The following is a 13,312-nucleotide window of genomic DNA, read 5'->3' as shown; positions in this document are numbered from 1 at the left end:
TAAAATTACTCCTTACTTCGCATCAAACCAGTTATGACCATATCCAGAGTCAGCTACAAGAGGTATATCAAGTCTCACAGCGGATTGCATAACTTCAGGCACAATTTTTTTGATTGTTTCTAATTCATCTTTTGGCACATCAAAAATCAATTCATCATGAACCTGGACTACCATTTTTGTCTTGAGATGCATGTCATCCAATTTCTTCTGCATGTTAATCATTGCTATTTTAATAATATCTGCAGCTGAACCTTGAATAGGAGAATTGATAGCTGTCCTTTCGGCAAATGAACGGACGTTATAATTTTTGGCGTGAATATCAGGTAAATAACGTCTTCTATGCATAATTGTTTCCGCATAGCCTTTTTCACGTGCCACTTGCACAGCTTTATTCATATATTCTTTAACTTGCGGATATTGTTCAAAGTAATTATCAATAAATTCCTTAGCCTTTTTACGGCTAATATTGAGATTCTTAGACAAGCCATAATCAGAAATACCGTATACAATACCGAAATTAACAGCCTTAGCCCTGCGCCGCATTAAAGGAGTCACTTCATCGGTTGATTTGAGATGAAAAATCCGCATTGCAGTATGAGCATGAATATCATAACCCGTTCTAAATGCTTCCTGCATTTGTTCATCACCGGAAACCTGAGCCAAAACCCGCAATTCAATTTGGGAATAATCACACGAGAAAATGTAACCGTCTGGTTCACTAGGCACAAAAGCTTTTCGAATTTGTTTACCCTCTTCTGTTCTAGTTGGGATGTTTTGTAAATTAGGGTCAACGGAGGACAAACGACCGGTTGCGGTCAGAGTTTGTAAATACCTCGTGTGAACGCGACCATCTTTTTGAATAACATCTAGCAGGCCATTAACATAGGTAGATTGTATTTTTGCAATTTGCCGGTAAGTCAAAATGTGCTCAATAATAGGGTTCTCATCCTTTAACTGGTTTAAAACATCAACAGAAGTTGAATAGCCAGTCTTGGTCTTTTTAATTGGCTTCAAGCCCATCTTTTCAAACAAAATATGACCCAATTGCTTAGGAGAATTAATATTAAATTCTTCACCGGCCTCATCATAGATTTGTTGTTCCATTTTTTTAAGGTCAACCGCAAATTCATCCTGGAGCTGCGTTAAGGTATCAGCTTGGACTTTGATACCATTTATCTCCATGACAGACAAGACTCGTGCAACTGGTATTTCAATGTTGGCATAAAGATCATCCTGCTCGTGCTCTTTTAGTTTAGCTAACAATGTCTCTTTTAAGTTTTCAATTGCTTCTATCTTGCCAGCCAAATGGTTAAATAACACCTGATCGTCTTCTGGAATGTGGGCACTTTTACCTTTACCATAAACGTCGTAATCACTTTTAACCGAATTATCGCCATACATCCGGCATATTTCACCCATATCGTCTGAATTATTTTCATTATTAATCAAATACGAAGCAAGAAGCATGTCATAGTCAATGCCGCGAGCATGAATACCTAATCGGTTCAAACCTACAGTTGTCCTTTTAAGGTCGAACACATTTTTGGAAACTTTATCACTCTCAAGTATGTTTTTAAGTTTATTTTCCTTTAAAAGCTCGATGTTGCGGCTAACATATATTTTTTGATCAATTTTTAAAGCAAAGCCAACAAACTCGGCTAAATGATAGTTAGCACCCAGCATTCCCAGATAAAAAGTAATAGTTTGTCCATCAGTAACAGCAAAATTATTGATGTCATTTTCTTTAAGTTCAGTAAAATCAACTACTTTATCATTATCATATGTTTTTTCCGATTGATCTTGTGTTTGATTTTCTCCGTCCGGATTTAATTCACTCAAGAATTTACGAAAGTTCATCTTTTCATAGAATTTGCGCAATTTTTGATAGTTAATAGGACGCCTTTTAACATCATCAATCCCAATGGTTAAAGGAGTATGACGATCAATAGTAGCTAATTTTTTGCCTAAAAGAGCCTTATCTTTATCATTAATCAAATTTTCCTTCATTTTAGAAGGTTTCATTTCATCGATATGATCATACAAATTTTCTACTGAACCATATTCTTGGATAAGCTGTGATGCCTTTTTAGGTCCAATTTTAGTTACACCGGGGTAATTATCAGAATTGTCACCCATTAATGCCTTCATATCAATAAATTCAGTTGGTGTAACACCATTAACTTTTTTCATGTGTTCAGGTGTATAAGCTTCCAAGTTCAACACACCGGATTTAGTGACCATTACTGTTGTTTGCGGTGAAGCTAGTTGTGTTAAATCTTTATCACCTGTAACTACCGTAACTTTAAAGCCTTCTTTTTCACCAATAGTTACGAAAGTTCCTATAATGTCATCGGCTTCATAGTTATCAAGCTCATATGTAGACAAACCCAAGTCATGCAAAAGCTCCTGAATGTATGGCAGTTGTTCAGATAATTCTGAGGGAGTCTTTTGTCTGCCACCTTTGTAGTCAGCGTACATCTTATTTCTAAAGGTAGTTTTACCTGCATCAAAAGCAACCAAAACATGATCAGGTTCGACATCATTTAAGACGACATCAAGCATGTTTTTAAATGTATAAATGGCGTTAGTATGCAATCCTTCAGGATTTCTGAAATTTTCAAGTTGGCGATATAGTGCGTAAAAGGCACGGAAGGCAACTGAATTACCATCAATTAAAAGTAATTTTTTATCAGCCATTAGATCTCCTTACAATTAAACCAATTTTCTTTATTCAACTACCATTTTAACAGTTTTTGCACGGATCTTGCACAATACTGTTTTTATAACAAACAGGTTAAATATCATTTATCTACTTTAAATAATAATTTAGTTTTTGCTTATTACGCTTTTTGTATAGGATTTTTAGAACTTTCTTTAAACAAAAAACATCAAACTCCTGTTAGGTTTGATGTTTCTATATTTAATTAACTTTTTTATTTTTGTTACGGACAAATAATTTTTGTTTCTTTAGCAATTTGAGAGTCATTTTCATTAGAAATTAGGATTGCATCTTTTAATTCTAGAGCCTGAACATTTGAAGATACGCCAAATTTGCTAGAATCAGCTAATATAAAAGATTGTGAAGTTCTTTTTGCAATCAGTTGCTTTTTTATTGCTTCATCAAATTGTGGTGTTGTGTATCCATTATTAATGTCAACACCATTCATTCCAAAAAATGCTTTATCAAAACGAAGCCTGGATAGTAAATCGTTAGTCAATGCGCCAGTAAGTGAAGAAGTGACGCCGTTATAATTGCCACCTATTAAAACTATTTCAGCTTTAAAATTACCAACAATATGGCATACTTGTGTATTCGTAGTATAAATTGTGATCCGTTTATTTTTTATTTTATCAAGCAACAGAGTACATGTTGTACCTGAATCCACATATATTGCATTGCTATCGTGAATCTCTTGGGCAGCTAAAACAGCAATTTGCTTTTTCTCTTTTTGGTATTTATGTTCCTTTTTTGTGAATTCGACTTCTCCAGAACCGTCACTTAGCCTAACAGCCCCGCCGAATAAATACTCAATTTTTCCTTCATCTTCTAATGTTTTGATATCTCTTCTCAAAGTTGAAATAGATACATTGGGTATTTGGTTATGAAGTTCATCCAGTTTGCTCAAATTTTTGTTTTCTAAAATTTTTAAGATTTGATTTTGTCTTTCGATCGGAAGCAATTTATTCTCTTCTCCTTATATACATAAGTGTTTTGCTTCCTTAATTATAACCCATCTAACTTTATTTTAAGCAAGACGCTCATCTTTTTTGGTAACAATAAAGCCAAGAATGATTCCGACAATTACAGAAATACCCAATCCTATCATCGCATTTAAGAAGTTATTGCTATTTTTAGCTACAAAAGCCGGAAAAGTTGTTACTGAACCAAAAACAAATGCGTTTGTAAATACTTTTGTTAGTCCTAAATAAGCTCCGCCAACTGCACCAGCAATCATTTGTGCTGCCCATATTTTTCTGTTTTTTACCAGTAAACCAAATAATGTTGGTTCTATTATTGCAGAAAGGCAAATCGTTATTACTCCAGTTAAAGAAAAACTCTTTAGCTCTTTATTACGTGTTTTAAGCCAAACTCCTATAGCAGCTCCAATAACACCAAAATTGCAGGCAAAGGTTAATGGACAAATAAAATCAAAGCCTTGTGTAGCAATATTATTAATCATTATTGGATTTACAGCCCAATGAATTCCAAAAGATACAAGGAAACTCCATCCACCACCAACGACTACTCCAGCAAGCAGTGGTACATTTTTAATTAACCAATTAACAACATCTGCAACAAATTGACCACCATATACACCGAGTGGGCCGATAACAATTACGGTCAGAGGCACCATAACTAAAAGACAAACAAGTGGCACAACCACAAGCTCCAAATCTTTGCTGACGTGTTTATCTAACCACTTATACAAATATGAATAAGCCCAGATAGAAATTAAAATTGGAACTACTGTTGAATTGTAATTCATTAAAACAACTGGAATACCCAAGAATGAAGTCATTGCACCATTTCCATGGGTACCCATTAATTGAATGAAATCTGGATATAAAAGTGCGCCAGCGATTAGTGCAGCAATGTAAGGGCTGACTTTAAATCTTCGTGCAGCCGAAAAAGCTAACAGAATGGGCAAAAAGTAAAATACGGCTTTTGAGGCTGCAGTCAAGATGACAAAAGTACCGCTTTTCTGACTTATCCAGCCTACTTGGCTGCAGAACAAAAGTAAGCCATATAAAATTCCCGACCCTGCAAGAGCGGGAAGCAGTGGTGAAAAAATACCTGCAATTGCCGCAAATAAGGCATTGACATATCCTTTAAATCCATGAGGTTTGATTTGCGTACTAACTTCATTATCAGTACTACCATTGACAAGCTTTTCAAATTCATCAAATACTTTCGGTACTTCAAGTCCAATTAATACCTGATATTGACCACCGCCCTTTGAAACATTAATTACGCCATCTACTGCCTTCACTTTGGCATCATCAATATTTTCATTTTTTAAATTTAATCTTAACCTAGTTGCACAATGTGTCATATTGGATATATTACTTGGTCCGCCAACGGCATCCAAAATACCTCGTGCTGTTTCTCTGTAATCCATTTTTTTGCCTCCAAAAAAACAATTTCCAAATTAAAGTAGTTATTTTTTTATAAAATCCAACAATAGATCTCTTGCTTTAATTGCATCATTCTCATTAATCACTTTGTCTATATTCTCCATGCCTACTCGGTCAAGGAGATTTAAAAGGTATTTCAACATCTCGATATTCTTACGGGTTTCTTGACTAGGATCTTCTATTACCGGTGCTGTATCAAAATAATACATGCCATCAAAGTGATATTTTTTCATATAATAAAGAAATTCTAAGGTTTTAAATGGAGTGACAGTGCCGACCATTAAACCATCATCATGGACGCCATAGCCGTCATTAATATGAACCCCAAATAACTCGCCACGACTAGCAAAAATTTCAGATCCCATGGCCGGATTTTCATGTTTCATTAGCATATGACAATAATCTAAAAGCACACCGAAGTTTTTACGGTTGATATCTTTTAAAATCATTCCTAAGGTTCCCATACTGTCTACGAAAGCATAGGCACGAGGCTCATAGGGTTTATATTCAATACTAAATTTAATATCAGGAGCATAATCAGCAATTTCTTGACAAGCTTGGACAATCCTATGCCAAACTTTTAAATAATCAATTTGAAAGCTATAGTCAAAACCATCATGAGCACTCCAGATATTAATCATTGATCCACCAATTTCTCGGCAATAATCTACTGCTTGTTTACACATTTCAATTGCATCCTGATAGATTTTATCGTTTAAATTTCCGAGATCTCCGTTAAGATAATGACCTTCAAATCTCATTTCCATTCCGTTAGGACGCAAACCATTTTCGTCTAACATTTTCTTCATGTCTCTTGCCGGAATTCCAATAGTCTGTTGGGGAAAATTAATATCTACATAATTAATTCCAACTTTTTTCAGTTCACCAAAAACCTTATCAATCTTATTATCATAATGTGGCAGGTATGCATTTAACCTTGTTGCTGTTTTTATCTCTTTCATCAATTCGTCCTCTTTTCATTTGTTATCGTTTACATTTTTATTATATTTCATTATTTTTCATTAATCAACCATTATTTTTCATTAATTTTAATAATATTTCAAATGTTTTCAAAAAGAATACAAATTTTGGGCACAAAAATAGCTTTACTAGAATTCTAGTAAAGCTAAAAAATTAAATCACAGTAACTCTTCTAAAGCATCTTCATATTTCTGAATATCGCCAGCTCCCATAAAGACAATTACGCTATTCTCGTTTTGAGCAAGATCTGCAATGTTATCAAGATCAATTACTTCTGAGCCAGGAATTTTAGCAACTAAATCATCACTTGAAATATCTCCACTTGCCTCCCTGGCAGAAGCATAAATCGGGGTAACATAAGCCTTGTCTACATCGCGCAATATTTTTTCAAAATCTTTAGCATATTTCTTTGTTCTGGAAAAAGTATGTGGTTGAAAAACGACAACTAATTTCTTCTGTGGAAACTTTTGTCGTGCAGCCTGAATTGTTGCTTTCATTTCAGTTGGATGATGAGCGTAATCATCAATAATGTTGATATCACCGAAATCTTTTTCAGAAAAGCGCCGTTTTGCTCCCTTATACGTAAGCAGACCTTTTTTAATATCTACTATAGGAATTTTTTCAGTGTAGGCAACAGCAATCACAGCTGTCGTATTTAAAATATTGTGGTCCCCAAAAAGATGTATTTGAAATTCACCAATATTTTTACCATGATTTACGACCGTGAAGCTTGAACCTTTTGTTGTTCTTTTAATATTGACTGCTTGAAAATCATCATTATCTTCAAAACCATAAGTATATTTAGGAATATTAGAATGCAATTTTCTTAGTCTTTCATTACCACCCCAGACAAATAGTCCTTTTTGAGTTTGATCGGCTGCAGTTTGAAAAGCCGAAGTGTAATCAGCCTGATCCTTGAAATAATCCGGATGATCAAAATCAATGTTAGTCATAATTTGATAGTCTGGATGATAGGCTAAGAAATGACGTCGGTATTCATCTGCCTCATAGACGAAGAAGCGAGAATTCTTAACACCCTTGCCCTCACCGTCACCTATTAAATAAGAAGTGGGTGCAGCTTCACCTAATACATGGGCTAAAAGGCCAGTAGTAGACGTTTTGCCATGAGTTCCTGAAACACCAATGCTCGTATGCATTTTGATAATTTCTTCTACTGTATCAGGATAACTTTGCCAGGAAATGTTCTTATTTTCACAAGTTTTTACTTCTATGTTGTCATCTTTAAACGCGTTTCCTTTAACGATGACTTGTCCCGAATCCTTAATATTATTCGCACTAAATTCTCTAACTTCAATACCAGCTTTTTTTAGCGGCTCTTGGGTAAAAGTATACTTTTTAATATCGCTGCCAGCTACATTAAAGCCTAGATCATTTAGCACTAAAGCTAAAGAAGCCATGCCAGTTCCTTTAATTCCGATAAACCAAATTTGCTTATTTTTATCTAACATTTACTGAACTCCAAAATTATATCATTGCATTTTATTTTACCATTACTGAGTCCAAAAAGCAGGACCATCAAGAAATTGCAATCAAATTTTCGCAGTATGGCAAAAAATACTAAAGCAATTGACATTCTTTTCGTAACAAAAAAGACCTTACCAAAGCTTGATAAAGTCCTCAGTGCTATAAAGTAATCTGCCCGTTTGCTAATAGTTCGTCACACTTTTCGGGATCAAAGGCTTCTCCAACAGTAAATTCATTAGGAACCACCATAATTCCGCGCTTTTGAGGAGCGTGCTCAAGTCCCAATTCACGAGCAGAACAAATCATGCCATAGGAATCCACGTGACGCAGTTGACCTGGCCAAATTACTTGACCATTAGGCATCAAAGTACCTGGTAAAGCAACAACCACTTTTTGTCCCTGTGCAATGTTAGGCGCACCACAGACAATTTGATGTTCTTCACCATTGCCCACATCAACTTGTGTAACGTGCAAATGATCAGAATCGGGATGCTTATCACAGCTTTTGACATAGCCATAAATAAGCGTTGGCTTGCCATAAGCAAGTTTATCAGTAAAACCAACTTCTGCCAGTTTTTTATTTAAAGCAGTCAAATCATCATTTGACAGCTTAACTTGTCCATCTGGTAATTTATCGTAGTCAATTAGCTGATCAACGTTAAAAAAGTTATAACCGGTAACATTACCCTCTTCATCAGTAATGCGTGTGATATCACCTTTTTCATCGTATTCACTATTGCCCTTATCCTGACCTAAAATTACAATCAAGGTATTGGGATAACTTCTTTTATTAATACTAGTAATCATGAATCAATAATCCTCTTTCACTTAGTCAAGTGACCGTAAAAAGCTTTCAACCTCATCTTTAGTTTTACGATCCTTATTAACTAGTCTACCAATTTCTTGACCATCTTGGTAGACCACAAAGGAAGGAATACCCATGATGTTCATTTCCTTAGCCAGGTCAATTGAGCCATCACGATCAATTTGATAAAATTTGCTATCGGCAAAATCTTTTTCTATTTCTGGCATGAAGGGGTCTAAAAAACGACAATCCGGGCACCAACCTGCTGAAAATTCTAAAACTACTCGTCCATTTTTAGTAATCGAGTCTAATTTATCTTTATTCAATTCTTTTATTTGTTCCATTTTGAAAAACCTCTCAATCCTTACTCTTATTTAATTATTTTACCCCAAAATCTGCATGCAAAGCATAAATTGGATTGCCCTGAGCTGCAAATTTGTGTTCATATTCCGTTTCAATATTGGCACTGACTATTTCATCTTTTTCATTATGAAGATCAACTGATACAAAATCAAAGTGCATCCCAAAATTATTCATACTTTGCACAGAATAAGCAAAAAGTCCTGCATTATCAGTTTTAAATTCTATTTGCCCGTTTTCCTGCAAAACAGTCCGATATTTTTGTAAAAAAGACTTATAAGTTAACCGCCTTTTCTCATGCCTAGTTTTTGGCCAGGGATCACTAAAATTCAAATATATTTTACTTGCTCTGTGAGCATCAAAAAAAGTATCAATATTAGCAGCATCAGCACATAAAATTTGTAAATTAGACAAATCTTTTGCTAGTTTAGTCCGTAAAATCATGCCAGCTGCTGTTATTTGCAATTCCAAAGCAACAAAATTCTTTTCCGGATGCTTTTCTGCCATTGTAGTAATAAATTTTCCTTTACCGGGTCCTACTTCTATCTCTAATGGTTTTGAAATATCAGCAAACCGCTTTGACCAATCAATTTTCAGACTTGGATCTGGTCGATCAATCACACTTTCTGGATGCTCTTGTACCAGCTTTACAGCCCACGGTTTGTTACGTAATCTCATCTATTCTGCTACTTCCTTTTCTTTACTTTTGCAGGTAAGTATAACCTTAACATGCCCCAGCTGAAAACACCTAAACATCCCATTGCCACCAGCAGGTGTAAATTAATTGATAAAGTGATCAGCCACGAAACACTAATTATAACCCATTGAGCTAATAATATTCCTGCTAATGCGGATACTAAATCTAGACCCCGATTGGTACGCTCAATTGGATAAACCCGATACATGACATTGGTATCGAATTCATCGACCATTGGCAGCAACTGATAAATAGTTAAAAAGACTACTAAGCATGATAAACATAATGCCCAAACCCAATTTTGTACCAACCAGGAAATTAAAACTGCAAAAGCAGTCATGCGCACTATTAAATTAATATTTTCAGGGTTTCTAAGCACTGAACGGCGATACAAAAATTTATGCGGATTTTCTGACGATAAATTTTTAGGCAATAAAAAGTCCAAATATTTCCGTCTTTTAATATTAGTCTGTCTTTCTTTAACGTCTGTGAACATACTAAAAGCGTTATAAACAACATTTTTGCGCTTTTTTTCTTGCTCCACGGCATATTGCCAGTCAAACAGTGGGGCATGTTGCGGCTTCAAAACTAAAATAAAGACAGCAGCCGCTAGCAAGATTGCGATTATGATCATGATCTGGGGTTTAAACATTCCCAAGCCAAACAAAAGCAGGAAAAGGATATTTAAAATTATGATGGAAATTTTACGGTTAAAATATAAATTATATTCCATAACTTTAAGCTGCATCATCTTAGCTAAAAAAACGGTCAAAACAGCGAAAACATAATTTAACGGTTCAATCTTTGCCTTAATCGTTGCAAAAGGAAATATAATTCCCGCCATTAAAACCAAGCAAATTGTCGGTACAATTAAACTGTAATTTAACATTGGTTTTAAATATGAAGCTAAATTTTCGTCTTCGGGCAGTAAAAATTGTAAATCAGCTGGTTTTAACAAAGTTACCAATTTCCCTATTAAAAGTGGCAGCCAGAGCAAAATACCAACTAGTGGACGGTAGTACCACTGACTTTCAGGCATAGTCTTCATTGCCTGTGCGTACCAGAACATAAGCGCTCCAAAAAGGAAAATCAGAGCTAAGATAAAGAAATCATTAAAAACCAATACTAGATATTTTAAAGATTGGCTTAAATTTTCCCGCAACCTTCTTTTAGCCAAATCACGCATTTTGTTGCTCCTGACTTAAAATTTGGTAAATTTGGTCAAATGAATCTGCTTCCTTTAAGCCGTAGTGCATTCGAATTTCAGTCAAAGTACCAGTAGAAGCAATTTTACCGTTGTTTAAGACCGCATAGCGTGAAACGGCCTGAACACTGTTAGCTAAAATATGTGTTGACATTAAAACCATTTTGCCCTGACCAGCAGCATCTTTGATTAATTGCACTAAATTAGCCACTGCTAAAGGATCTAGTCCAGTAAACGGCTCGTCAATTACAAGTAGTTCTGTATTTGCCAAAAAGGCACACACAATCATCACCTTTTGCTTCATACCTTTAGAAAAGTGAATTGGCAGCCAATCGAGCTTGTCATCCAACCTAAACATCTGCAGCAACTCATGAGCTTTTGCCCAGGCCTGTTTTTCGTTTAACTGATAGCTGAGAATCGTTAATTGCAGGTGTTCTTTTAAAGTCAATTCTGAATATAAAACTGGGGTTTCGGGAATATATGCGACTTCTCTTTTAAACTTAGTAGGTTGAGCTGCTAAGTCAACACCATTGAGAGTAATTTTCCCTTTTTGTGGTCGTAATAGCCCCAAGATATGTTTAATTGTCGTCGATTTGCCTGCGCCATTTAGTCCAATTAGCCCTAAAACTTCTCCCGGGATAATTTCTAAGTTAATATCTTTAATGACCGGCACACCAATGTATCCACCAGTCAAATGTTCAATTTTTAAAGTCATAATTCCTATCTTTCTTTTAATGAATTTACTCATTTAATATGATAGCATGATATTAAAAGAAACTAAATTTTGAAATGAAGAGGTTTTAAAATGGAAGAATTAGATAAAGATTGCTTATTTTGTAAAATTATCACGGGTGAAGCCAACAGCTACACAGTTTTCGAAAATGATGACGTCAAAGCCTTTTTAGACTTATCTCAAGTCAACCCAGGTCACACTTTAATGGTACCTAAAAAGCACATCACTAACTTTTTTGATTACACGCCTGAAGATGCTCAAAGGTACTTGCAGTATATTCCAACAATTGCCAATGCAATTAAAAAGTTTGACCCTAGAATTACTGGTATGAACATCAGTAGCAATAATGGCGCCAGTGCCAGCCAAGTAGTAATGCACTCACATATTCACTTTATACCACGATTTGAGGGAGACGGTTTAAAGATTGCAACGCGCAATAACGCTGAAAAATATACTGAAGAAGATTATCAAAAAGTTGCAGCTGCAATTAGAGCCGAGTTCTAAGGTGACATGATGAAACATTTTAGTTTAGGTCTAGCAGTGGGAGCGGGTTTTGGCGTTGTTCTTTCACTATTTAAAGATAAAAACGGTAATCGTTTATTTCCATCGGTGCAAAAACCAATTAATTCAGTGAAAGAAGACATTAGTGATCTTACCGACTCTAGCAAAAAGTTAAAGACTGCCAAGCAAGAGTTAAAAGAATCTTTGCCACAAGCTAAAAAAGCAATTTCTGAATTAGAAAAAGAAGTAGAATATTATCAAATAGGCATTAATCGGATTATTGCCAAATTAAAAAGCAAAGCTTCAGCGATTAATCGTAATATTGAAAATGAAGCTGATAATTCTAAAAATTAGTAAAGAAACTGGCAATTTTTGACAAAAAACTTAAAAATAAAAACTAGATTTGCCAGTTTATGTTATATTAGTTGTCGGTGACTTAATTTATTAAGGATGTGGAGAATTTATTTTATGAAAAAATATATCAGAAAAGCAGCAGCTGTCATTGCCGTAGCAAGTATGGCATTATCAACAGCGGCTTGTTCCAATGGCGGTAAAACCGTTGCTTCTTATAAAGGCGGCAAGATTACCCAGCAAGAATACTATGACGAAATGAAAAAGTCTCAGTCTGGTAAAACCGCCCTGGCAAACATGATTATCAATCGTGTTTTAGAGCAACAATATGGCAACAAAGTTTCAAAAAAGCAAGTTGATAAACAATACAATAATTACAAAAAGCAATACGGTAGTCAATTTGATGCCGTTTTGCAACAAAATGGCATGACTGCTTCAAGTTTCAAACAAAACTTGAAAACAAACTTGCTTACTGAAGCTGCTTTAAAGGACATCAAGAAGATTTCAAAGAGTCAGGAAGACAAAGTTTGGAAAGATTATCAACCAAAAGTTAAAGTGCAACATATTTTAGTTTCTAAAAAATCTAAAGCAGAAGAAATTACTAATGAACTTAAAAATGGTAAAAGTTTTAAGAGTTTGGTGAAAAAGTATTCTTTAGATCCAGGAACTAAAAACAATGAAGGAAAGCTGCCTGCTTTTGATTCTACCGATTCTAGTTTAGACCCTGCGTTTAAAAAAGCTGCTTTTAAATTAAAGACTGGCGAAACAACAAAGAGCCCAGTTAAATCTCAATCAGGTTATCACGTAATCAGAATGATTAAGCACCCTGCTAAAGGATCATTTGCTTCACACAAAAAAGAGATTGATGACCAAATCTATCAGACAATGTCACAAGACCAACAAACTATGCATGATGTTCTAGCCAAAGTTATTAAAAAGGCTGGAGTTGACATAAAAGATAAAGATCTAAAAGATGTCTTAGCTTCTTATGTTTCTACATCTACTGATAAAAAATAATTATATTAAAATATATTAAAAGAGTTCAAGCATGCTTGAACT

Annotated in this window: 13 protein-coding genes; 3 read left to right on the top strand and 10 right to left on the bottom strand. The window is 34.9% G+C overall.

The features are described from left to right. Window positions 1-12 precede the first annotated feature (12 nt). The 10 genes from polA to AAA926_RS00230 all read right to left on the bottom strand — a co-directional run bounded on the left by polA (window position 13) and on the right by AAA926_RS00230 (window position 11,383). Window positions 13-2,697, bottom strand: coding sequence for a DNA polymerase I (polA, locus tag AAA926_RS00275; protein ID WP_265892444.1), 2,685 nt, complete (start codon window positions 2,695-2,697; stop codon window positions 13-15). Window positions 2,698-2,942: 245 nt separating this feature from the next. Then, window positions 2,943-3,680 (bottom strand): DeoR/GlpR family DNA-binding transcription regulator, encoded by a 738-nt coding sequence (locus tag AAA926_RS00270; RefSeq protein WP_265892443.1) that lies wholly within the window; start codon window positions 3,678-3,680, stop codon window positions 2,943-2,945. Window positions 3,681-3,746: 66 nt separating this feature from the next. Further along, a complete protein-coding gene (locus AAA926_RS00265) occupies window positions 3,747-5,120 on the bottom strand; it encodes a PTS transporter subunit EIIC (RefSeq protein WP_265892442.1) in 1,374 nt (457 codons plus the stop codon). A 39-nt stretch (window positions 5,121-5,159) separates the two neighbouring features. Next, window positions 5,160-6,089, bottom strand: a complete 930-nt coding sequence (locus tag AAA926_RS00260) for a sugar phosphate isomerase/epimerase family protein (RefSeq protein WP_265892931.1) — start codon at window positions 6,087-6,089, stop codon at window positions 5,160-5,162. A gap of 186 nt (window positions 6,090-6,275) precedes the next feature. Beyond that, window positions 6,276-7,586, bottom strand: coding sequence for a UDP-N-acetylmuramate--L-alanine ligase (gene murC / locus AAA926_RS00255; RefSeq protein ID WP_265892441.1), 1,311 nt, complete (start codon window positions 7,584-7,586; stop codon window positions 6,276-6,278). A gap of 175 nt (window positions 7,587-7,761) precedes the next feature. Further along, the gene (gene ytpR / locus AAA926_RS00250) at window positions 7,762-8,409 is read right to left on the bottom strand and encodes a YtpR family tRNA-binding protein (protein ID WP_265892440.1); all 648 of its coding nucleotides are present in this window, start codon (window positions 8,407-8,409) and stop codon (window positions 7,762-7,764) included. 21 nt (window positions 8,410-8,430) lie between these two features. Further along, complete coding sequence (locus AAA926_RS00245; RefSeq protein WP_327059487.1) at window positions 8,431-8,769, bottom strand: thioredoxin family protein; 339 nt, start codon at window positions 8,767-8,769, stop codon at window positions 8,431-8,433. A gap of 16 nt (window positions 8,770-8,785) precedes the next feature. Beyond that, window positions 8,786-9,445, bottom strand: a complete 660-nt coding sequence (gene trmB / locus AAA926_RS00240; RefSeq protein ID WP_265892439.1) for a tRNA (guanosine(46)-N7)-methyltransferase TrmB — start codon at window positions 9,443-9,445, stop codon at window positions 8,786-8,788. An 8-nt stretch (window positions 9,446-9,453) separates the two neighbouring features. After that, window positions 9,454-10,650 (bottom strand): ABC transporter permease, encoded by a 1,197-nt coding sequence (locus AAA926_RS00235; protein WP_265892438.1) that lies wholly within the window; start codon window positions 10,648-10,650, stop codon window positions 9,454-9,456. Further along, on the bottom strand, window positions 10,643-11,383 hold the full coding sequence (locus AAA926_RS00230) for an ABC transporter ATP-binding protein (RefSeq protein WP_265892437.1): 741 nt from the start codon (window positions 11,381-11,383) through the stop codon (window positions 10,643-10,645). The genes AAA926_RS00235 and AAA926_RS00230 overlap by 8 nt, the downstream gene beginning before the upstream one ends. 90 nt (window positions 11,384-11,473) lie before the next feature. Here AAA926_RS00230 and AAA926_RS00225 point away from each other — a divergent pair, with 90 nt between their 5' ends. The 3 genes from AAA926_RS00225 to AAA926_RS00215 all read left to right on the top strand — a co-directional run bounded on the left by AAA926_RS00225 (window position 11,474) and on the right by AAA926_RS00215 (window position 13,270). Further along, window positions 11,474-11,905 carry an HIT family protein gene (locus AAA926_RS00225; RefSeq protein WP_046332337.1) on the top strand — a complete coding sequence of 144 codons (432 nt, stop codon included), beginning with the start codon at window positions 11,474-11,476 and terminating at the stop codon, window positions 11,903-11,905. A gap of 9 nt (window positions 11,906-11,914) precedes the next feature. Further along, the gene (locus AAA926_RS00220; protein ID WP_338206356.1) at window positions 11,915-12,256 is read left to right on the top strand and encodes a hypothetical protein; all 342 of its coding nucleotides are present in this window, start codon (window positions 11,915-11,917) and stop codon (window positions 12,254-12,256) included. 114 nt (window positions 12,257-12,370) lie between these two features. Further along, on the top strand, window positions 12,371-13,270 hold the full coding sequence (locus AAA926_RS00215) for a peptidylprolyl isomerase PrsA (RefSeq protein WP_265892435.1): 900 nt from the start codon (window positions 12,371-12,373) through the stop codon (window positions 13,268-13,270). The last annotated feature ends 42 nt before the right edge of the window (window positions 13,271-13,312 follow it).

Source organism: Lactobacillus juensis (assembly GCF_036246285.1).
GTDB lineage: Bacteria > Bacillota > Bacilli > Lactobacillales > Lactobacillaceae > Lactobacillus > Lactobacillus juensis.
This window is presented reverse-complemented; position numbering and strand designations above follow the sequence as displayed.